Source organism: Providencia sp. PROV080 (assembly GCF_033688105.1).
Classification (GTDB): Bacteria; Pseudomonadota; Gammaproteobacteria; order Enterobacterales; family Enterobacteriaceae; genus Providencia; species Providencia zhejiangensis.
In genome coordinates this window covers 983,985-1,008,549 of record NZ_CP096346.1, presented here as the reverse complement: position 1 = coordinate 1,008,549, position 24,565 = coordinate 983,985, and the positions used below count along the sequence as shown (strand labels likewise).

Below are 24,565 nucleotides of genomic sequence, written 5' to 3'. Positions count from 1 at the left end.
AATCCCCGTGTCCTTGGTTCGATTCCGAGTCCGGGCACCACTTTCTCTTCTACAGTGGTCTCCTCAAGTCAAGTAAACTCCTTTATATTCACTCAGTTACTTTATACTATCACCTATTGTACTTCAGCAAATTCAACACTAAAGTCAGTGCCTGTTGATGAATTTTTTAGTTTATCTTGTTCAAAATCATTTAGACTTCCCCATAATGACACCCAGTAGATACTGACTACCAAGCAAAAGGCAAAGAGTACAAGTTCTTTGATGCGTATGAGCTTTATCTTCTCATCAAACCTAATGCGGCTCATTACTGACATATAAAATACCGTTTCACAGTTGAAGAAAAAATAACTCTCCTGATATTTCTCTTGCTGACATTCGCGTTAAACGTGATGATGCCAGAAAGCGATTAGCTGAAGGTAACGATCCTGCTGAACACAGGAATCCAGCCGTAGCGCTCACTGTAACGCTTAAGAAGCCCTCCAAAAAAGCAAACTCTCCGCTCATTTAAAATAACTCTTCCCCTTCCCCCACTTTAATACTCATTAAGAATACGTTATCAAACCTAGATAAAAACAAAAATTTCAAATATCACTAACTTTAATAGCTCAATATTGGCACTCAGGCCTGAGTCATATTTTTTACTTAGCTTCTCTAGCTTGTGCAAATGCAGGCGACACCTAATCCACATAACTAACTGTAAAAATTAACATTTATTGCCCTAATGTTATCATCCCTCCTCATTAAATATAGAATGCGAATAATATTGATAATTATTACCATTTGCAATAATATGATAGAAATTTAACATAGCTTTACTGAATTACAGACAACACAAATTCCATCCTTTAATGGAAAATATGTTTATTTCTATAGCAATAGCCTAGTGAGCTAATCAATAGAACTCTAATGGTATGTCGACAAAACTAGATAGCTGAAGAGATAAATACTTTTACGCTAATTGTTTTATCAACAAAACAATAAACCAATATTTTCAATAAAAACATGGAGTAGCAGGAGGCTAAATGTGTCTAGTGTGATGTGCCGGTCGTATTCTCATATACCGCTTACCATAAAAAAAGAGGATTTCATTTTTACTTCTCCTCATAAGAGTTTGCTCGCAAAAGGAATATTTGCCAATCTCACGCTACCTGCGGAACAAGGGCATCGTCACAATAGCGAATTCCAACGGCAAATAGATCAATTGCTTATACAGGCAACTCGGGCGGGTATAAAAAACCCTATTATCGCTGGCGTCATTCCATTCGATAAACGGCACGCCAGTGCATTATATATTCCTCAATCATACCAATGGTTCGATAGACATACGCTAGCGCTGCCCAATACTCCGGTTAACGTTATGGGCCAACTTCACCAATATTTAGATCATAATGACTTTTGTTCAATGGTGAAAAAGGCTCTTTGCGCACTTCATGGTGATACACTAGATAAAGTCGTACTCTCACGTTTACTCAATATTGAAAGTATCAAGCCACTCAATGCACTCAGCATCTGGTGCCAGCTCCATAAGCAAAACCCATCCAGCTACAATTTTTATCTGCCACTTTCAGACTGTACTCTGGTGGGGGCCAGTCCCGAATTACTACTACGTAAACAAGGGGATAAACTTTGGTCATGCCCATTAGCTGGTACAGCTAAACGAGGTGAAAACAGCGCTAGCGATAATTTAGCTAAAGAAACGTTACTTACTTCATCCAAAGATCGCTACGAACATGAGTTAGTGACCAAAGCGATTCATCACCAATTATCCGCACATTGCCAAGACCTTACGATCCCTGTCCCCTCTTTAATCAGCACACCAAAGCTGTGGCATCTCGCCACAGAAATCGAGGGACTGGTTAAAGATAAAAATGAAAGTGCCATTTCTCTAGCATGCTTACTACATCCAACTCCTGCATTATGTGGCACTCCCTCGATGATTGCTCGTGATTTGATAACTCAATTGGAGCCTTTTGATCGTCAATGGTTTGGAGGGATTATAGGTTGGAGTGATGCTGAAGGTAATGGTGAATGGGTCGTCGTTATTCGCTGTGGAAAAGTTAGCACATACCGAATTGAATTATTTGCAGGTGCAGGAATTGTGCCCGATTCACAGCCAGAAAATGAATGGTGTGAAACCAGCAATAAACTCGGCACTATGCTCAGTGCTCTGAACTATCAGCCATGTTGAATCCTATGCGTCAGACATACTTATCATGATTACATGTAAACGTACTCCCTCACAGAAAATACTGCTTAGAAACTTCTGCCGAGTCCTTGTCCATTCCAAGCTAGCCCCACTTAACATGAGAGCCAACAACCATGAGTATTCCTAAAATAGACAACTATCTACTGCCTGAACCACATGAATTACCCATCAATAAAGTAGCATGGCAACTTGAACCACAACGTGCAGCTTTACTGATCCATGATATGCAGATGTACTTTCTCAACTTTTGGGCAAAAGATAGTCCGACTATTCATACCTTAATTGAGCATATTCGGTTATTGCGTGAACGTTGCCATCAATTAGAGATCCCCGTTTTTTACACGGCTCAGCCTAATCAACAAAGTGATATTGACCGTGCTCTACTAAATGATATGTGGGGTCCTGGATTGACTCGCCATCCAGAACAGCAAAAGATCGTCACTGAATTATCACCTACACAGGAAGATACCCTGCTCACCAAATGGCGCTATAGTGCCTTCCAACGCTCTGATTTAGAAGAACGATTACAAAATAAACAGCGAGATCAGCTAATCATTTGTGGTGTATATGCCCATATTGGCTGCCTTATTACAGCGACTGACGCTTTTATGCGTGATATTCAGGCTTTTATGATTGGGGATGCACTAGCGGACTTTAGCCGTGAAGAACATATGATGGCTTTACGTTATACCGCCGGTCGCTCTGGCCGAGTACTCAATACAAAGCAAGCCTTATCTGAGCTTTGCGGTCATCCAGTAGACCAGCAGTAAAGCATGAACGATTAGCGACAATAACTCACAAAAACAACAAAATCGGCTGATGAGTTAAACACTTTCATGCTGAAAATAGTCATGAATCTCTCTGAATATTAAAGGAAAACAAAATGATTCTTTTTAATGGCAAGACCGTTTGGGTCACAGGTGCAGGTAGTGGTATTGGTGCCGAAACCGCTCGGCAGTTTCATGAATCAGGAGCAAAAGTTATCGGTTTTGATATATCATTTCCAGCAATAATGCCATTCGAAACTATTACGCTAGATATCAGCAATGCAGACGCAGTCCAGCTCACCTGCTCCGCATTATTAGAAAAGGTAGGGTTAGACATATTGGTCAATTGTGCCGGAACGTTACGATTTGGCCCGACTGAAACCTTCACGCGCCATGACTGGGAACATACGTTTAATGTCAATGTGGGGGCGGCATTTAATTTGTTTCATCTTCTTATTCCCCATTTTAAACGCCAGTGTCGTGGTAATATTGTTTCCGTTGTTTCAAATGCTGCCCATGTACCTCGAGTGAACATGTCTATTTATTGTGCATCTAAAGCGGCAATGCGTAGCCTGTGTCTCAGTGTAGGACTAGAATTAGCGCCGTTTAATGTACGTTCAAACCTTGTTTCCCCTGGCTCCACAAAAACCCCTATGCTAGAAAGCATGCTAAACGATACTGAAGGGTATCAACGATTAATACACGGCCTACCGGAACAATTTAAGCTTGGTATTCCATTAGGGAAAATTGCTCAGCCTAATGATATTGCCAGCGCTATTTTATTTTTAGCATCGGAGCAAGCTAATCATATAACATTACAAGATATTGTCATTGATGGCGGGGCAACATTAGGCGCTTAAACATCATGAAAAAAGGTGAGTTTAACGCGCTATTTCTGTGCATAGTAGCTAAAAGCCCATTATACACTTAGAGAATTAATGGCCAGCTTTACAGAAACAGCGCCACATTACTTAAGCGATTCTGCCTGTTCACAATAATTAAATGTTGCCCCGTAATAAATTCAACATAGTCATTCATCGATGAACCATACAAATAAATACCCCCTATTATGTAGCCAATAAATAACGTCTTTTTCTTATTAAAAAGATCATAATAAGCGCTAATGAACATAAAAAAGCGCCAATTGAAAGATAATAAAATAATATTGGGATCTTGGCATCGGTCATTAACCAAGCACCAGAGTAAGACCCAACAATTGAGCCTAAGCGACCACTTGCCATTGCCCAACTCACCCCTGTTGCTCTAGCATATGCAGGATATACTGTTGCGGAAATTAAATTTAACCCGTTTTGTGCGCCTGCTATTGTAAAGCCAATAAAGAAAATAATTAGCAGTAATCCATAATATTGAAGGGTAAAATCAGCAATGACTAATAATAAAATCATTGCGGTAAAATAAGATAATCCAAGGATAAGAAAAGCCTCCTTTTTATAGTCAATCCAAACAGCAAGCAACAAAGCGCCTAAAGTACCGCCAAGAGGTAGCATAGAAGTCATGTAATTAACTTGGTTATAATCATAGACTTCATTAAAAATAACAGGTAACCAATAGGTTAATAAATAAAAAACCAAGAGAGAGAAGAAAAATGCAATCCATAAAAAGACAGTTAAAACGGCTAATTTCCGTCCCAAAATGATCGATATTGTTTGAGGATTACTAAAAAGTTCAGTATCTGAGTCAGTATTATATAATTTCAATAAACTAATATTCTTATTTATATTAGATATAATACTTTTAAGTTGTGCATTTGCTTTTTGTGATTTTTTCTTTACCAGATACTCAAATGATTCAGGTAACACTAAAGCAATAATAGGAATAGAGAGTAATGGTAATATTCCTCCTAAATAGAACAACCAATGCCAACTAAAGTACTGTAGTATCCAGTTAGTCATGACCCCTCCACTGGCGATACCAACAGTAAAACCACTCCAACTTAACGTGCAGAGTAGCATACGGTATCGCTTTGGCGAGTATTCGGAACATAGCGTAATACATATCGGCATTGCTGCGCCAAGACCAATTCCTGTCATTAATCGAAAAAAGACAAGCCAATAAAAATCACTTGATAATCCACATAGAATAGCCCCAAATCCATATAAAAAAGTTGAAATAATCAGTATTTTTTTTCTTCCACATTTGTCCGCTATAGGCCCGAAAATCATACTTCCCAGCATCAGTCCCAAAACACCAGAAACAAATAAATAAGAAAGATCATTAGAGGAAAGGCCCATTTCTTTTTTTAGCACTGGGGCTAAATAAGCGACTATAGAAATATCAAATCCATCTAACATCACGATAAAAAAACAGATAATAATCACCTTCCACTGAAACACACTCATTTTATTATTATCAATGAATATTCTGATTGAGTTTATTGTTACCGTATTTCCTTTCATAACAAGAAAGCATGCTCCATTAGACATAAAATTAACGTTGACTTATCATATCTTTTCAAGATAACACTCATAGTAATTAGCTTGCTGCCATAAGATAAGACTCTAATTGTTTTGCTATCTCAATTTGATCTTCAAGCATATAAACCATATGTTCTTCATTAACATTAGGATTAAGAATAACGACACTTAAGAAAACAAGCTCTTGATTATCATGCTGTGAAAATTTCCTAATACTTCTAGAAACAAAACTTGTTCCTTTATTCCGCTGCTCTTTTTGTAACTGATAATTAAAATGATTTATTATTATGTTATCTTCTGGTGTCATCACTTTATTTCTGAAAATCCTCGGTATATATCTATAACTCAATATATTAATTTTAGGATCATTCAATAATTCAAAGCATGGATTTTCCTGTATATGCTTAGCTAAAATTTTAATATTATTTAAAGCCACACTAAAAATTTCATCATATCCATTTTTACCAATTAAATGCAGGCAAGCATGAAGATAAAGCATATTTGCAGGACGTGTGCCTTCTAAAGTAAACCTTCCTTGATCAAGAGACGTGCGACGAACAGCATAGGGCGCGGTATGTACGATATTTTGAGAAAATTGAGGATCCTTAAAAAATAGCATTCCTGTTCCAATCGGCATAAACATCTGCTTATGTCCATCAATAGTGACTGAATCCGCTCTCTCAATACCGGATAATAAAGACACATGTTGTTTACTTAAAATAAATGCGCCAGCCCATGCAGCATCTACATGAACATGAATATGATATTTTCTCCCCAATTCAGCAATTTGATGTAATGGGTCTATCGAGCCAAAATCCGTCGTACCGGCGATTGCAACTAATGCAGCGATAGTCATTCCCTCAGCGCGGCATTTTTTAATTTGTTGCTCTAATTCAGTAACCACAATTTGATTTTGGTGATCTACGGGTATGCGATAGAGCTCAACACCTAAAAGTGATGAGGCTTTATCGAAAGAATAATGCATTAATTCTGAGCCTATTACTGCAATTTTATTGACCCCACTCTGTTTTACTTGGCTGACAGCTCCCCACATAGCGGTTAAATTCGCCATAGTGCCACCACTAGTAAAAATACCTGTCGTTTTACTAAAATCCTTGTTTACATCAAAATAAAAATCATCATTAAAATGAAAAATTTCTTGGTGAAGCAACCTAAGTAATTGACGCTCTAATAGTGTTAGCCCCCGACTCGTTTCCATCTTAACCATATTTTGATTTAATGATTGAATAAGCCTACCTATCTGGGGAATAAACCAAGGTAATGGGCTTGTCATATGCCCTAAATAACTTGGATTAGCTAAATGGGAGCACATAGGAATGATAATTTCTTTAATATCTTTGATATAATCATCCATATTTGCTGTGTTTTCTGGAATTTTTAAAGTCGAAAAAAAATTATCAATCTCTTGTTTATTAAAACAACCCACTTCGTCACTTTGAGCTAGAAAATCACTAATACAATAATCTAATGCCTGATTAATATTATAATCACTAGGTTCAAATAAAGATTTAATCGAAAAATTTTCAGTCATTTTTACGCACCAAATTCGTTGTGTTTTATTACGTGTTATAGATTATTAAAATAATCACTTAACAGCTTTAGTTGCTAATAGGGTTGCCAAAAAGGCAATTAAGATAGAACCAATAGTGACAATAGAATATCCCCATGTTTGAGATAGATAAAAACTTAATGAAACCACAATAAAACCAAAAATAAATCCTATGGCTGCTTGCGCATTATAGGCTGTCGCTGGAGCTAAAGCATCAGCAACGTTATCCATAATAATGGTGGATATGGAAATAAAAACAAAGGGTAAGCTTAAATAATAGAGAAAAAATGCCGAGTAAACTAACATAGGACTGTTATATCCCATCGAGATAGGAATAAACGAAAGTAGACAACATGAATGAAGCCCCGTCGAATACACTAAGCTTCTGCGCCTTGTTAATTTTTTTACTATCTTAGAACTCAAGAAAATGGCGATTAGGCTAATGATAGAACCAAAAAGCTTCAATAAAATTGCAATTTCAGGTAAAGACCAACCACTATCAATGAGAGCAGGTGACATTAAATTATATGAAGGTAAAATTCCAAATGGTAAGATAATTAAAAAAGCTAACCATCGTTTTTTTCCTTTCCAAATGGTAAATAAGCTTTTCCAATAATCTTTATCAACTCTTTCATTTATATTTTTCTTTCTTTCATATTGATATTCATTAAAAAACCATACTTGAAGCCAAGTGATAGCGAGTATCACTGAAAGAAATAACATGCATCCATTCCAGTCGATATAAGGATATAATAATAAAACCACTCCCCCACCAATAATATTTCCAAACATAGATCCGCCACTTTTGACGCTTGAAATGAGATAGCGGTCCTTTGCATCAAAAATATTACAAATCAGCCCTGATAAAGCAAGGTCTTGCGTTGCTGTCATAAATGAAAAGATAAAAATAACCAATAAAATCAATGAAAATTCATGCAAAGGATCAACAAAAGAAATAATAAATAAGCAAGAAATCATTAAAAATTGTGCAACTAACAGCCAATTACGATAATGGCCCGTGTTTGTTTTTAGATGCTTATCTATAAATGGAGCCCACAAAGCTTTAAATGCAATGGGTAATGACATCAGCGGAATAAGACTTAATTTATCTAATGAAGCCCCATTCTCACGTAATATCAAAATAAGCACTATGGATAAAAAGCTAATACCAATATATTGGGTTGAATATAGACTAAAAAATAAAGCCCAGAATTTTGCAGGAACCTCTTTTATATTGTTATTATTCATTGATGAACATCCTCATCCTGTTGTAATGAATGATTCATTGAATAAGCATTTTTTAGCCCTATAGAAAGAGGAAGAATACAAATCAAAACCAATATAGCTGAAAAAACAAAAGGATAACCATCACTACTAGGTAAAGAAAGATTCGCTGAATAATAATACATATTCGTTGCACAAAGCGGTCCCAATACAGCCCAAAAACTACTGATAGACGATAAAGCCCCCATTAGCTGTCCTTGCTCCGAATCAGAAACTTGCGAAGAAAAGAGACTTACAATGGAAGAGTTACTTATGCTAGAAAAACTATAGAGAATGATAGCGATATACAAAGCGACTACACTCGTTGAGAATGCAATACTGATTAGCCCTATAATAAATAATAAAAAACCTAATAACGGAATTTTTTGATCGCTTAGAAAAACTCTGACTATTTTGAGTAATACCGTTTGTGCAAATAATCCGCCTAATCCAATAATCACAAAGGACGTAGCAATTTTCACATCATCCCATTCAAAACGATATTTCGTAAAAAATGGCCATAATGTTGTTGGGAACTGTACAGCAAACATAAAAACAATATTTGCAATAAATAAATAAACTAATCCTTTATACTTAAAAAAGTAGATAATTGACGAGAACGGATTATGGAGTTTAAATGCCCTTCGTTTTTCTATAGGTAACGTTTCTTTAAATAAAAAGATTACACATAATAAGCCAATAAAACTAAGTATACAGGCAACAAAAAAAGGCACTCTTACACCATATTGAACGGCGATCGATGCTATTGCTGGCCCTACAACTATTCCTAGGCTCATGATACCAAAAAGAAAACCATAATTTTGCATTTTACTTCTTTCATCACTCATATCAGCAACACTGGCTAATGAAACGATAATAGAAGAGCCTGCAATACCAGCAATGATCCTCGCTACAAATAATAAATAAAGATTATGACTAATGGCATATAAAAAATAATCTAGAGTAAAAACAACAAAACATACAATTAGCACAGGCTTACGCCCAAACTTATCAGATATCGCTCCCATGATCGGGGCAAAAATAAATTGCATAATACCAAAAGTAGCTAATAACCACCCACCGATAATAGCATTGTCAATGACAGAATCATGAGTAACAGATTCTAGTAGAGAGGGAATAATAGGATATATTAGAAATAAACCAATTTGATCTAAAAAAACAGTTATTAACAAACAAACAAATGACAAAGGTAGCATTTTCTTTTGCATAAATACCTCATAGAGATATAGCTAACATTTAAAAATGAATTAAATAATCGATTTAGTTATCTAAATAATTTATTCAATATAATGGAAAGAAATAGATTAAATTTGTTGTAAACTCCAAAACTCGGAATAAATTCTTTTTAATTGTAATAACTCACTATGAGTTCCTTGCTCAGCAACCTGACCATCATCTATTACCAAAATTTGATTAGCAGCAACAATAGTTGAAATACGATGTGCAATCACTAATACGGTTTTCCCTTGCACTAAGCGATTAATAACGTTCTGTACGGCAATTTCATTTTGAGTATCAAGAGCAGCTGTAGGCTCATCTAAAATAAGGATAGGCGCATTTTTTAAGATAGCACGAGCAATAGAAATACGTTGCCTTTCACCACCCGATAGACTTTTACCAAAATCCGTTAATTGCGTATGATACCCATGTTTAAATTTTTGAATAAAATCATGACAATTAGCTTGCTTACAAACTTCGATGATTTCTTCATCTGTGGCTGATATTTTGGCCATTCGAATATTATTCATTATAGTATCTTGAAACAGATAAACGTCTTGAAACACAACTGAAACTAAACTCATCAGTTGTTTTTGAGATAAATCACGAATATCAATGCCACCAATTTTAATACTACCAGATGTTACATCAGCAAATCGTAAAATAAGTTTGGTAATGGTTGTTTTTCCGCACCCACTTGCGCCAACAAGCGCGGTCAGACCGTTCTCTGGAATACGAAAAGAAATATTTTCAAGAACATTTCTATCAAGACCTTTGTATGAAAAATCAACCTTATCAAATTCGATATCATAACGACTTGGCATTACAGGTGATATTTTCTCTGGTAATGAAGGTGCATTCAGTAGCTCTCGTAACTTTTCATAACCTATAACAAGTGATTCTAGCATTGATGACATTTGTACAAAGAAATTCAAAACATCAGTAGACCTAGCAATCACTAATAACACACAAGCAAGAAGTAAATAGGAAATATGACCAACATTAACGAGATAAGCACCGACAGATATAATCAATATTAATCCTGTTTGAATCGCTATTGTAATGATTAAATTAGGTTTTTCTCCTTTTTTTGTACCAATACGTAAAATATTTGCGACATCTTTTGCAACTTTAATAAATTGATTTAATTTTTCCTCATGTTGTCCCGTCGATTTTAAGACTTCTAGCCCTTGAATAAACTCTACAGCTTCACCTTTTAATTTAGAATTGGCTTCAGCTAAAATACTAAAGCCTCTGCGATACGCTTTTCTACGCCATAAATATAATGGGATTGCCATAGGAAACACTAAAAACATAATCAAGGATAGCTGCCAACTATAAAACAACAGAGCTATCGCTGCTGATAAAGGAATGACAACACCAGTGATTATGATATTCAGTAGCATAAAGGTATATACCGCAGCCTCATTTACGCTTTGCATCAAAACATAATTAATCTCACCAGACCTAAACTGGTTAAGATATTCGATTGAGATATGCCTTAGTTTATCACCTAACTTTTCTCTTAACTCAGTCACTGCAAGTGTTGAGTATCCATCCGCGTCATAACGTTCTGACAGCATCTTAAACGTAAAACTAGCCACCAATAGTATAATGACCAGTGATAAGTGAATACTAACGGATACGCTATCCTTTGCATCTATTGCTTCAAACAAGGGATATAATAAAACTAAAGAAATGCCAAAAAGACATGATGATATCGTGGTATACACTAAGCTTTGAATAAATATTTTTTTCTGTTTCCCCGCGGCATTGAGTAATCCTACATATGTTTTAAACAATGATTTTGTCTCTCTTGTACTTTTATTAATATAGTTTTTCATTGTTTACTCCATGATCTGTAGGAATTGACCAATTTTTTGCTTTTTTATATTCATCCCATAAAGCCTGATAATCAGCACAATGCTCTATTAACTCATTATGTTTACCTTGAGCTTTTATCGTTCCTTTCTCTAAAAAAATAATTTGGTCTGCATCGGTCACTGTTGATAGTCGATGAGTCACCATAATGACGGTTTTATTTAATTCAATTAACCTTGAAAACGCCTTCAATAACAAAAATTCGTTTCTTGCGTCTGAAAATGCCGTTGGCTCATCTAAAATGATGATTGGCCTATCCTGTAAGAAGGTTCTTGCAATGGTAATTCTCTGCTTCTGCCCTCCGGATAATAGCTGGCCTCGTTCCCCAACTAGCGTGTCATATTTCTCAGGTAGCCTCATTATAAAATCATGAATTTCAGCTTTTTTGGCTGCTTCAATCACGTCTTCATCAGATATATCATGTAAGCCATAACGAATATTATCGGCAATCGAGCATGAAAATAAAAAATTATCTTGAAACACAAATGAAATTCGAGACATTAATTCCTGATAATGAATATCTTTTATATTAACCCCTCCCAATAAAACCTCACCTTCAGTGGCATCAAAAAATCTAGGTATCATATTGACTAAAGTGGTTTTACCTGAGCCAGAAGCACCAATAAGAACAGTAAAAGATTTCTCAGGGATCCTTAAATTAATATCCGAAAGTGTTTTATCTGTTTCTTCATAAGAAAATCCAACCTGTTTAAGTATAATTTCATTATTTTCTGGAACTTTAGGATCTAACGGAATAGATAATATAGGTAGATTTTCAACTTCAAAGATACGCTCTATTGAAGCTTTAGATTTTTGAATAATTTGAAATAGCCCCATGATAGGATGAATACTTTCCGCGATACCAACGGCAAGAAGAAGAAAGCAAAAGCTAGTGATAAATGAAACTTGTTCATTATACTGTGCAATTGTTAACCCAATAACAAGAATAAGGCTGATAGGCATGGCAGAAAATAAACTTCTAGCTATTTTTGCGGATAAGCGCATGGATTGTAACCAGTCAAAAATAACGCGACAATAATTTTCCAATGCTTTTTGATATTGAATAAATGAACCTTCACCTGCATCAAAAGTTCTAACGGCACTCATGCCTTGAATATACTCAATAATCCTGCTATTAATTTGAACCGTTGCATTATTATAGTTCTCCTTCATTAGCTTTCCTTTTTTCATAATAAAAGATAATAAGAAAAAAGTTACTAATGTCGTAACAAGAACAATACAGGCAAAAAACCAATTAAAAATAAACAAAACTATTAATGTAAATATCGGTGTAATAAAAGCTTCCGCTTTTAATGGTGGCGCGTCAGCAACAAATGCATGTAACTCTTTAATATCATCGATGAGAACTTTAACTAGATTTCCCCCTCCTATATTTCTCACTGTTTCTATAGGTAGTTGGTTAATTTTATTGACTAGTTTGGTACGTAATATCTCTTCCAGCTCAAATGCTGCATAATGGGATTTATCATGTGCATATATTCTTAATGTATAAAAAATAATGCTAATTACAAGTAAGGAGGTTATAGATAAAAAAGGAAAGTTTTTATCTACTGACATTAACTCATATAATACCCATATTAAATTTAGCCATATGCTTAATTTTAACACTTGAGCGATAGAAGCCCAAAAAATAGAAGCAGATATTTTTTTCTTCACAGGAAGAAATATATCATTATAATTCATCATGCTTACCTTATTTCTAGTAAAGAATTGAATCGAAATTAAGTTTATAACTCAATGAATAAAGAAATTAAATTTCAAGAATATTCTTGAGTCTAGTAACAATCGTATCCAATAACATTTTTCTGACTACTGGCTGATTTAAGTAAAAGTGCCCACCAGGAAATGTATAACTACCTAACCATTCCGTTGTATAAGTTGCCCACTTATTAATAGCGTCATGATTTATAATTTCAGAGTCTCTTTCTCCATAAAATGCCATTACAGGAATGTCAATTGAGATGGGTGGAACATCAGATAATTTATCATTTAGCTGAAAATCATTTCTTAATATTGGCAAGAAAAAATCAAGGATCTCAGGATTATTAATTAACTCTTCAGGTATACCTTCATAAACCGAAATAACCTTTAAAAACTCCTCTTTAGGTAATAAGTGATACCCTTTTGGCCTACGGGATAACATTGAGGTTTCCGGTCTGCCACTTAAAATAATTAACTCTAATGGATTATCATGATTTTGTTTTTGCAATTGCTTAACGACTTGTAAGGCAATAATACTACCGACACTGTGCCCAAATACAGCGATCTTTTTATCACATTTATTGATAATACCATTTGTAATTTCATCAATTATTATTTCAGGGTCATTCACGAGTGCTTCTTTCAGCCGACTACCATGGCCAGGATATTCTACAGGGCAAATATTTAACCAATCAGGTGTTATATCATTCCATTTATTATACATAGCAGCATTGCCACCTGCTGAAGGAAAACAAACAAGATCAATAACAGCATTAGCCTTACTTTTAAAATGATATGGAAAAACAGAACTATTAATCATCATATCTCACTTAATATTTTTAGTTATAAGAACGATTACGTTTCGAAAAACAAATTAAAAAATCAATATATTTATCAAAGACATCATTAGAAATTTCTATTTCTTCTAACTTAATATCATTAATAACATTTCCATTATCCAACTGTGTAAATTTAGAGTTTAAAATGTCATGTATAAACCCAAGAGAGAATGATGCCGCAGATTTAATAACCATACTACTATTAATCTCACTAGCATACTTTTTTAATGTATCCAACCACTCTTCCATTAGAACAGCGTTTAACTCTATTCCCTTTTCTCTTATTTTATTTACTATCTTATTTAATGATATATTTTGTGGATATAAAACATGATAGTTTTTGCCTACCCCTTTAATTTCCTTACTGATCATATTAATCGCTGTTACACAATAGTCTACAGGTATAATATAAGATAAAAATGCATCCGGTAATAATGGGAATTTTTTAATTTCAATTGATGCAGACAAAAGCATAAGTAAAGAGTCATTAGGATTTAATTGACCTGTAGATGAATCTCCCCATACTCTTGGTAGCCTATAAATGTTTATAGGAACACCTTTTTTTCGTGCATTATCCATCATTTTTTCAGAAGCCCACTTACTTCTAATATAGCCATTTTCCGGTAACATATCTTCGGATAGCATTTTAGACTCATGGATAATATCAACTTTCCCAATAATTCCAGCAAGCACTGAAACTGTTGATATATGATGTATAGGCTTTAACTTAATATGTGTAGCAAATTTAATAATATTTAATGAACCATTTACATTTGCACCCGACATTCTAGAATAGGTATTGGCCAAGTTAACATTCGCACCACAATGGATAATACTATCAATTTCCTTAGATAATTTATTATATAATTCGTCTTCTATTCCAAAGTTTGATATTGAAAAATCCCCTAAGACTATCAATATTCGTTTTAGATCATTCTGTGAGAACAAATTATAGTTAATCAGATTATCATGAACTCTACGTGTAGCATTATTAACATCATCGCCTCTAACTAAACAATATATATCAGCTGACGTATTTTCAATAAGCTCCTTAATGAAGTAAACACCGACAAATCCCGTACTACCTGTTAATAATATTTTCTTAGGCGAACTGACATTTTCCATTGGCAATAAATGATTAGTCGCTATCGAATCATCAAGAATACAATCAGAAGTTATGTTCTGCTGATTATTTTTAATATCGCTATTGTTTAGCTCTTCGATCCGCTTCGCGAGTTCACCTATACGGCTATTGTCATATACAAGTTGGAATGGTAGATCCATCTTGAATTTTTTATTTAGCCTTAATATTAATGTGGTAAGAGTTAAAGAATTTCCGCCTATTTCAAAAAAATCATCAAAACTTGAAATGATATCAGTATTAATTCTTAAAGTTTCAGCGATTTCATTAATAACGGCCTCTTCAAATTCTGTTTTTTTACCATCACATAAAGTTTGACGTTTTACTCTAGATGTACAATACATTCCCTTTAATTTAGCACGATCGATCTTTTTATTAATAGTAACAGGCCAATTTTCTATAAGGTGTAATTCACTGGGGATCATATAGCTAGGTAATATAGGCCTAAGAACATGTTTTATTTCTTTTAAGTCTATGTTTTTACCCTCTGAAGAGAGTAAAAATAAATAGAGTTTTGTATTATTTAATACATTTTCTGAAATAATAACAGCATCTTGAAAATTAAAGCTTTTTCTAATAATATTTTCTATCTCTCCAAGCTCAACTCTGAAACCTCTAATTTGAACTTGCTCATCATTTCTTCCCATAAAATACAGCATATTATCACAATCATAGTATGCCAAGTCTCCTGTACAATAACCTCCATATTTAAAATTTCGAGAAGTTAAGTCTTGGTTATGTAGATAACCTAAACCAACCCCTTCACCTATGATTAAAATTTCTCCAACAACCCCCGCAGGTAAAAGATTACCCTCATTATCAATAATTTTAATTTCCGTATTTGGTAAAGGATAACCTAAGGATAATGAATTTTTAGTTTCATGAATTGGATTGTATGTCGCCATTATAGAGGCTTCAGTAGGGCCATATAGGTTATAGAATGATTTAAAGGGTTCAGTTATCCAATCACTAGCAAAGTTAACAGGGCAAACATCCCCGCCTGTTAATAACATATCTAACTCATTGAGTTCATTTTTATCGAGATGAGTAATAATGATAGGAGGTAAAAATGCAAATTGTATTCTTTTATCATTTATATACTTAACTAGTTGACTTAAGTCCTGTCTTTTTTCTTCAGGGATAATATTTAAACAGCTACAACTAACGACGGATAAAACAAGCTCTAAGATTGATGCATCAAAGTTTATTGATGAAAATTGCATCGTTTGAGCAAACTTCATCTGATTATTCATCATGTTCTTACAGCTTGTAACCAATGATCTCATACCATGATAGGTATTAATTGCCCCTTTAGGGGTTCCTGTAGAACCAGATGTATAGATAATATAGGCAACATCAGAATTATCTAAATCCAATACTATTTCTCTATTTTCGATAGAACTATCAACCAACTTTAGGTCATTAATAAAAACATATTCAATATTTTCAAATATTCTATCAGTACTATTGGTAGTAATTATTCTTCCTATCTTAGAATCTTTGACTATATATCTTAATCTTTCAGGTGGATAAGATAGATCTAAAGGTAAATAGCAACCTCCGCACTCAAAAATAGCAAGCATACTAAGAAATGAATCGATTCCCCTTTCCTGGTAAACGCCTATTACTTCACCTTTTTTAATAGCTAGTTTATACGCTATACTTTTTATCTTCTCTGAAAGCGCCAAATACGTATATGTGTTAAACTCATCAGAAATAGCGTTTTTATAAGGATTTAACTTAGCATTTAAATGTATTTCTTGATTTAAGCTTAGTTGATGAGGAAGATTCTCCCCTTTTAACTTAGGATATGAATTGGATAAGTCCTGCAATAACTCCCTAATCGTTAGGTTAGGACTTAATATTATAGCTCTCATTAATTTCAAAAATATCGAAACTATATTATCTGCATAGTCATCAGCTAAATAATGACTAAAATAAACTAGCTCCAGTTTATACAAATTACACTTGAACACGATAGGAAAATCAACTCGTGTTGGCTGATCTATAAATTTAAAATCTAAACCTAAAAGATTGCCTTTATTTTGAGTGGTATCTTTAAAGTGTTTTTCTACACTCACAATTGTGTCAAACAATTTTTGATCTATTTTATTATTACTTTCTATTTTTCCTACTTTTTCTAAAATCTCATTGATAGGTAAATAAGAATAGCTATAGCTTTCCATTAATTCATTTTGTACATACTTTAAAAAATCAGTTATGTTTTGTCTATCATCTACACCAATAATGATTGGGATACTGTTAATTAGAGGACCAACGATTTCATTTCCTCTCACCAAATCAATAGGTCTTTGAGATACCACACTTCCAAATACAACTTTATCAATGGAACATAATAAACTTAGCAGTATTGACCATGTCGCTGAAACAAAAGAATTTTCAGTTATTCCACATCGCGCACAAAATGCCAATATTCCCTCTGTAACTTCCTCTTCAATATATAATACCTTTTTCCCGAATATTTTTTCATGATTAGAGATAGTTTGAGGCTTCATAGATAGCGGAAATTTTGATACCTGCTCAAGCATTGCGATTTTTTTATCCCAGAATAAATTGGCTTGATTGAAATCTAACTTTCTATACCAATTAATATACTTTTTAAAACTGACAGGTTCCGACAATTCTAGGAAACTTCCATTTGATAGTGCTTGATAAATTTTTGTAAATTCTTTAGTTAGTATTTGGATTGACCATCCATCTATAATAGCATGATGAATTGTTAATATGATATCAAATGTGTTTTCTCCTAATATAAAAACAGTTATTCGCATCAATGGTGGGACTTTAAAATCAAAACCTTTTTTAGCATCATATTCTATATAATCATTGATTATATCCATTTGCTCTGAGTGTGAATATCCCTTTATATCTTTTACATTAACTTTAAAAGAGAATTTATTTAAAATAACTTGATGAATATCTTTCAGTTGTTCCCACAAAAAAGCAGATCTTAAACAATCATGTCTTTCTATTAATAAACGCCATGATTCTTCGAATAAATCTATTTTAAAATTGCCTGTAACTCTTAAATGAGACTGTTCAACATATAATTCCAGATTACTACCGGTGATAGCAGAGTTTATTAATGCTTTTTGCATTTGAGATGGTATAAATATTTCCTGTATATTATCTTGTTTTTTTTCTTTATTAAGCATAATTATAACTCCACTAGGATTTTAAAATTGTGTTATATAGAACAAATCACCATCAATTAACTAGTTATTAGTTTTATTTCTTTATTTATTAAGAACATTAAATCATTAATTAAGCTTTCTGATATAGCGGAAACTGCAAAATCAAAATCTATCGATAAATTACGCGTATTAGTGAGCTGTATTCTTATATCTAATGCCACTTGAGGTGTTTGCGTTAATCCAGAATGGTAATAAAAATTTGAGTCATATGGTTCGACTTTCCAAGAAAGGGCATTAGTAATAACGATAGGAAATGGTATGCTATTTTTAAATTTACTGCATAACTCTCTAGCAATCTCTATTCCTGAATATGAGACATGATTTAATCCATTCATGGTGTCAGATTGTATATTTTTAGCATTATTGACTAATGAATCATCATTAGTTCTGTAATATAGCGGAATGATTGTTGATAAATTTGATAGCTCCTTATTGTAAATAGAAAAGGAGATAGGTAGACCCACATAAATATCTTCACATTCACTTAATGTACATAATGATTTCAAAATTATAGTGTTTATTAAGGAGTTAGGAAAAATAGCATTTTTTTTCGCGTAGCCAGATAACTCATCCCATCTATTTTTTTTAATTACAATATTAGATCTTTTATATCTTGAACTAGGAATTTCTTCTAAATTGGTCTTCCATGGAAAGCTAATTTTACTTATTCCTTCTAACTTTTTTAGCCAATATGCTTTATCGATATCTTTAACTTTAAAAAGGTTATCACAATCTAATAAATTACTACTAACTTGAGAGAAAACTGACTCTATACCGGTTTTATTTTTTCTATATAAAATTAGAATTTCATTTATAATTGAAGATATAGAATAACCATCTAAAATTAACCCATCGAAACTAAATAAAATAACGGTATGATAATCAACATCTAACTTTTTATTTAATTGAATAAACCACACCCCCCAAGGTGATTTATTCGATTCATGTTTATAATGAGAAACCTGCTCTCTGAGTTGTTCTATCTTTGATAATGTCTCTGTCTTTATATCATTTTGATAATCTATTATTTTTAAATTTAGATCTAAATCTGTGCTTTCCTTCTGTGAAAATTTTTTATGGTCAATAACGATTCTCAATGCATTATGCTTTTCTACTACCTCTCTTAAGCAATTTTTAAAAACATCAAGATCCACATCTCCTCGATATTCTCTAAAATCGTGCATAGCAACGCCGCCTAATGGCAAATAATTTTGCCTTCCCAATACATATGCAACTTGCAATTTATTTAATTTTCTTTCCATCTTATTAAGATCCGTATTGTTATTAATATTATCGTTTCATACCAAAAAACACGGCTTAACGAATAGCTTTTTTATTTATCTTTCCAACTAAGGTATATTCAAATGAGGAAACGACTTCAATTTGATCTGGGAGCTTATGCCATACAACACTTTTATCTAATAAATATTTTCTAATTTGCTGAAGTGTTAATATCTCTTCGCTAAAAGTAATTATATACGCTTTTATTTTTTCACCCAGCAAATAATCTGGAATACCAACAACAGAAACATCTTTAATCGATGGATGGTCTATAAGTAATGACTCAATTTCACTTGGTGAGATTTTCTCCCCCCCCTTATTAATGATTTCTTTTAATCTTCCCGTGACGACAATATTTAAGTTACTATCGAGATATCCTATATCCCCAGTTTTATAGTAACCATCATCTGTAAAAGCAATCTTATTAACGCTAGATAAATTATAATAACTATTTATTGTATAAGGTCCTTGAGTAATAATTTGCCCTATTTCTCCTAATTTTAATTCTTCACCATTCTCATTAACAATTAATATTTTATCATCTTGTGATATTTTTTTACCTTGAGTGTATAGTATTGTTTCTAGGTCATCATCTAATCGTGTATAGTTAACTAATCCTTCCGCCATTCCATACACTTGTTGTAATGTTACATTAAATTTATTGATAAAATCTCTAGCAATTTCTGGTAAAAATTTCGCACCTCCTACTTGTACTATATTAAGGCTAGATAAATCAAACTGATCATAACAACTTGAATTAAGCCAAAGAATAACCAATGATGGCACTAATGATACTTGGTTTATTTTATGTTTTTCTATTAAAGGAAAACAAATCTCAGGAGCCGAAGACTCACTTAAATAAACCGTTGCACCTGCATAAAAAGCACCAAGAAAACCTGGTGAACTCATTGGAAAATTATGAGAAACAGGTAACACCAATAATATTTTTGTTTTTTCATTTAACCCACATATTTTAGCGCTTTCTCTTACTGAATATAAATAATCATCATGTGTACGTGGGATAAGTTTGGGAATATCGGTTGTCCCTCCAGATAATAATAGAAATGCTACTGATTCAGGACTAACGTCGTTATAATCTAATATACCATTGTTTTTTTCTCTCATTAATTTTGAAATTAAAGATGAGTCAATGACTTCTGCATATTTTAGGCTATTACATTTATTCATGAAATGAATATGGGAGCATTCATTTGACTTTCCATTTGAATATTTAATATATCCTATAGCATTACTCGTATTAATTATATTTTCAACTTCATATTCTCCATACCCATTTAGACAAAAAATTGGTCTGGCTCCTGCATAAAAAATACCAAAAATGATAATAAAGTACTCTAATACATTAGGTGATTGTACTAAAATAAAATCATCTTTACGTATCCCTTTCCTTATTAAATAGCTACCAAATATAGATGAGTATTTAAATAGCTCCGCATATGTTAACTCTCTATCATTGTCAACAAGTGCAATATTATTTGCATATTTCCGAGTACAATTTTTTAAAAAGTCGATTAACGTTTCACCTAACCAATATCCTCTCTTCCTATACCTTTCTATCCTTGATTGGCTATACGAAACAAATGGTAGGTCATCTATTATAGTATTCATATATTAGCCTTCATCTTAATAAGCTATTTAAATATTAGTTATGATTTTCAATTATTTTTAACCAATCATTAATGGTAGGACTACTAACAAACTCGGCATATTCAAATTTTTTCTTAGTTAATTCAGTCAACTTTCCTAGTATAAACATCAACGCTAAAGAATTGAGGCCAAACTCTATTAAGTTAGAGTCATTTTTTACTTCATCTACATTGATATCTAATAATTCTTTTAAGTAATTGCGGATAATATTTTCCATTATTTACCTTATATAAAATAGAATATTCACACTATAAAACAGCATCAGTCTAAATTTAGCTGCTTAAATATATTTGACATATCATCAGCATCAATAACATCTTTTATATCTTTATCCTGCTCCTGTTCTTTTTCATTTTTTTCTTTACTTAAATAAATATGCTCAACTAAATCTTTTATGTTAGAGTAAGATAATATGTCTGATAAGTTTACTATTACACCATGATTTTTATACTCTCGTGTTATTTCTAATGCTTGGAGAGAATCGCCTCCTAATAAGAAAAAATCATCTTGTTTAGTAATGTCATTATTTATAATGACTTTTCTCCAGATCATTAGCGATAGTTCTTCGAGCTCATCCCTTGATTTTATTAATTTTGATTTATTATTACTCGGATTGGCGGGCTGCGGTTCTATTTCTGTATTATCAGGAACAATCCAATAACTTTTAGAATCTAAATTAGCGACAGGTAGCTCTACGACATAACTCTTTGGAATGAAATCCGAAAAATTTACATTGACCCCCAATGACCATATTTCCCCAAGGGCATTTAAAATATTTTTTTGCTCAACACCATGGCCCCTATTCGATACTGAAACAGTATAAATATCTTTGTTATTCATCAATGAAATAGCCGTTAAAGCGTTCTTAGCTGATAAATCAATAAATATAGGAGCACATTCTCTCTCTAATATATGCTGTGTTAAGCTATTGATACCATCTGAAAAATGAACAGTTTCTCTTAAATGTTTTATCCAATATTCACTATTAGTTAATGTATTCTTTGTTAGTATTTCACCTGTCAAATTTGATACTACAGGAATAGTCATTTTCTTGAAGTTCACTTGTAATAAATATTCTTTCCACTTATCGATAATGTTATTCATTAATTTGCTATGAAAGCCTTTTTTAACATCTAAAGGTTTACTTTTTATTTCAAGCTCATTCAAATAGCTTATCGCCATATTAATATCATCAGCTTTACCTGAGATCACAAATTGTGTTGGACTATTAATAGCTGCAATATCTAACTTATTTTTGATTTCTTCTGGGAAGATATGAAAGATTTCATGATTAGAAAATATGACCAGCATCATTCCTTCGGGGGTGTCATTCATTAATAACGCCCTAGTGGCAATACATTTGACCGCATCATCCTCATTAAAGGCTCCCGCAATATACGCAGCTGATAGCTCACCTAAACTGTGCCCCATCAGATAATCAGGAGTTATCTCATAAGATTGCAGAACCTGACTTAAACTTGTTGAAATAATAAACAGTGCTGGCTGAGCCCATTTAGTTTGAATACTTTTCTCCAAAGCTTCATCTCTTATATCCTCGCTTGGAAATAGGATCTTACGAATATCTTCCCCCAAATAAGGTTCAAACTTCTGGCTAAGCGTATCAACACTATTCCTAAATAATTCATTCTCCTCATATAATGTTGTGTATACATCAACAAAATCAGTGCCTTGTCCAGGAAACAAAAATACAACCTTATTTTTTTCAAGCGCTTTTCTATGGTATGTCATTTCAGGGGCATAATGAGTCGCTTGTATTGAGTCTGTGACTGCATATGTTCGATAAGCATATTCATGTCGGCATAGCCCTAATGTATACGCTATTGCATTGAGCTCACTATCATTATACCTCTTAAAAGAGTTTATCGTTTTGTTGACGTATTCCCTTAATGCGCTTTCACTACGGTCTGACCATAACAGCAATTTATGTTTGCATTTTGTCTTAGATATAACTAACTCATTTGGAAGGTAATCCTTTGGTGCTGAAGCTAAAATAGCATGTGCATTCGTTCCCCCAAAACCAAAAGAGCTAACTCCTCCATATAAAATTTCTTTTTCTGCTTTAAACTGGTAATTATTATCACAAATAAAGAATGGGGTATTGGCTATATCCAGTTGAGGATTAGCTTTAGTATAATTTATAGTCGCCGGTAATATTCTATTTTTTATCGCTAAAGCCGCTTTAATTATCCCCGTAACCCCACTTGTTGTATCCGTATGCCCTACATTTGATTTTATGGAGCCTAAAGCACAATACTGCCTTTTCTTTGTAGCAAAAGCCGTACTTAACGCTTTAACCTCAATAGGGTCACCAAGATATGTTCCTGTGCCATGCGCTTCAATAAAATCAATATCATCTGGGTTAACTTTAGCGGCTTTAAAAGCAGCTTTTATCACCTCGGATTGTCCATGTATGCTTGGAGCTGCTATATTCAAGCTATCGTTGCCATTATTATTTATCGCACTTCCTTTAATAACCGCATAAATATTAAATCCATGTGCGATAGCATCCGATAAACGGCATAAGGTAATCACCCCAACGCCATCGGTAAATATTGTGCCATCTGCCTTTTCATCAAAGACTTTGCATTGACCATCAGAAGATACAGCTCCACCGGGTGTAAATAGATACCCCGTCTTGCTCACCGTGGGGAGCGATGCTCCCCCGGCAAGTGCAAAATCGATTTCTCCCCTTCTTAAATAGCCACACGCTTCATGTATTGCGACTAAAGAGCTAGAACATGCAGACTGAATTGTGATAGCAGGACCAGTTAGGTTTAATTTGTAAGCGACCCTAGAAGATATAAAATCTTTTTCGTTTGCCAACAAAATTTGCATTTTATCTCGACTCAGAAACTCGTTAGACTTAAAGATATTCAGAATTAAATATGTATTGATCGTGCTTGTAGCAAAGACGCCCGTTTTAAATCCTGACTCTGTAGGATATGGCAGCCCAGCTAAATCTAATGCTTCTAAACAGCACGTCATAAATAAGCGCTGCTGTGGATCTGTTAACATTGCTTCTAATCTATTCATTTTGAATAAGTCAGCATCAAACATGTCTTTTTCATGTAGCATTCCACATTTTGCGACGTAACTTATATCGTGGCACACATCAGCATGTTCTGATTTCGCTAACTCTTCGATAGCGATATCAGATATAGTAGTGCCACCATTAAGTAGAAGCTCCCACAGCTCAGGAACCTTAATATTATTTGGGTATCTCCCTGCCATTGAAACTATCGCAATATCATTGCTGCTATATTTCATCTTTTTTCCTCAATAATTATTACGCATAAACGATTCATTGCATTATCATT

16 protein-coding genes and 1 pseudogene are annotated in these 24,565 nt (G+C 33.5%); 4 read left to right on the top strand and 13 right to left on the bottom strand.

The annotated features are described in order from the left end of the window. Positions 1-113: 113 nt before the first annotated feature. Complete coding sequence (locus tag M1F03_RS04265) at positions 114-314, bottom strand: hypothetical protein (protein WP_251465188.1); 201 nt, start codon at positions 312-314, stop codon at positions 114-116. A gap of 44 nt (positions 315-358) precedes the next feature. Between M1F03_RS04265 and M1F03_RS20005 the strand changes: the two genes are divergently transcribed. From M1F03_RS20005 to dhbA, 4 genes and pseudogenes are all read left to right on the top strand, one after another. Further along, positions 359-508, top strand: coding sequence for a hypothetical protein (locus tag M1F03_RS20005; RefSeq protein WP_369120997.1), 150 nt, complete (start codon positions 359-361; stop codon positions 506-508). 516 nt (positions 509-1,024) lie between these two features. Then, entirely contained in the window at positions 1,025-2,188 is a 1,164-nt protein-coding gene (locus M1F03_RS04260) for an isochorismate synthase (RefSeq protein WP_251465186.1), read from the top strand. A 131-nt stretch (positions 2,189-2,319) separates the two neighbouring features. After that, a pseudogene (locus M1F03_RS04255) lies at positions 2,320-2,940 on the top strand (isochorismatase family protein); the annotation flags it as partial. Positions 2,941-3,089: 149 nt separating this feature from the next. Continuing rightward, positions 3,090-3,833, top strand: a complete 744-nt coding sequence (gene dhbA / locus M1F03_RS04250) for a 2,3-dihydro-2,3-dihydroxybenzoate dehydrogenase (RefSeq protein ID WP_154624071.1) — start codon at positions 3,090-3,092, stop codon at positions 3,831-3,833. 207 nt (positions 3,834-4,040) lie between these two features. Here the strand turns inward: dhbA and M1F03_RS04245 are convergent, their stop codons facing one another. From M1F03_RS04245 to M1F03_RS04190, 12 genes are all read right to left on the bottom strand, one after another. Next, the gene (locus M1F03_RS04245; protein ID WP_251465185.1) at positions 4,041-5,390 is read right to left on the bottom strand and encodes an MFS transporter; all 1,350 of its coding nucleotides are present in this window, start codon (positions 5,388-5,390) and stop codon (positions 4,041-4,043) included. Between the two features lie 76 nt (positions 5,391-5,466). After that, the gene (locus tag M1F03_RS04240) at positions 5,467-6,960 is read right to left on the bottom strand and encodes an aminotransferase class V-fold PLP-dependent enzyme (protein ID WP_318840088.1); all 1,494 of its coding nucleotides are present in this window, start codon (positions 6,958-6,960) and stop codon (positions 5,467-5,469) included. A 54-nt stretch (positions 6,961-7,014) separates the two neighbouring features. After that, the gene (locus M1F03_RS04235) at positions 7,015-8,226 is read right to left on the bottom strand and encodes an MFS transporter (RefSeq protein WP_251465181.1); all 1,212 of its coding nucleotides are present in this window, start codon (positions 8,224-8,226) and stop codon (positions 7,015-7,017) included. After that, positions 8,223-9,470, bottom strand: a complete 1,248-nt coding sequence (locus M1F03_RS04230) for an MFS transporter (protein ID WP_251465179.1) — start codon at positions 9,468-9,470, stop codon at positions 8,223-8,225. Before M1F03_RS04230 ends, M1F03_RS04235 begins: the two co-directional genes overlap by 4 nt. Positions 9,471-9,566: 96 nt before the next feature. Continuing rightward, on the bottom strand, positions 9,567-11,324 hold the full coding sequence (locus tag M1F03_RS04225) for an ABC transporter ATP-binding protein (protein WP_251465177.1): 1,758 nt from the start codon (positions 11,322-11,324) through the stop codon (positions 9,567-9,569). Continuing rightward, the gene (locus tag M1F03_RS04220; RefSeq protein ID WP_272657616.1) at positions 11,308-13,065 is read right to left on the bottom strand and encodes an ABC transporter ATP-binding protein; all 1,758 of its coding nucleotides are present in this window, start codon (positions 13,063-13,065) and stop codon (positions 11,308-11,310) included. The genes M1F03_RS04225 and M1F03_RS04220 overlap by 17 nt, the downstream gene beginning before the upstream one ends. A 67-nt stretch (positions 13,066-13,132) precedes the next feature. Continuing rightward, on the bottom strand, positions 13,133-13,903 hold the full coding sequence (locus M1F03_RS04215) for a thioesterase II family protein (protein WP_275259078.1): 771 nt from the start codon (positions 13,901-13,903) through the stop codon (positions 13,133-13,135). A 19-nt stretch (positions 13,904-13,922) separates the two neighbouring features. Continuing rightward, positions 13,923-18,239, bottom strand: coding sequence for a non-ribosomal peptide synthetase (locus tag M1F03_RS04210; RefSeq protein ID WP_272661281.1), 4,317 nt, complete (start codon positions 18,237-18,239; stop codon positions 13,923-13,925). Positions 18,240-18,295: 56 nt separating this feature from the next. Next, the gene (locus M1F03_RS04205; RefSeq protein WP_251465172.1) at positions 18,296-19,540 is read right to left on the bottom strand and encodes a condensation domain-containing protein; all 1,245 of its coding nucleotides are present in this window, start codon (positions 19,538-19,540) and stop codon (positions 18,296-18,298) included. 55 nt (positions 19,541-19,595) lie between these two features. Continuing rightward, the gene (locus M1F03_RS04200) at positions 19,596-21,188 is read right to left on the bottom strand and encodes a (2,3-dihydroxybenzoyl)adenylate synthase (RefSeq protein ID WP_251465170.1); all 1,593 of its coding nucleotides are present in this window, start codon (positions 21,186-21,188) and stop codon (positions 19,596-19,598) included. Positions 21,189-21,222: 34 nt separating this feature from the next. Beyond that, a complete protein-coding gene (locus M1F03_RS04195; protein ID WP_154635567.1) occupies positions 21,223-21,444 on the bottom strand; it encodes a phosphopantetheine-binding protein in 222 nt (73 codons plus the stop codon). 44 nt (positions 21,445-21,488) lie between these two features. Beyond that, positions 21,489-24,515, bottom strand: a complete 3,027-nt coding sequence (locus M1F03_RS04190; protein ID WP_251465168.1) for a type I polyketide synthase — start codon at positions 24,513-24,515, stop codon at positions 21,489-21,491. Positions 24,516-24,565: the final 50 nt, after the last annotated feature.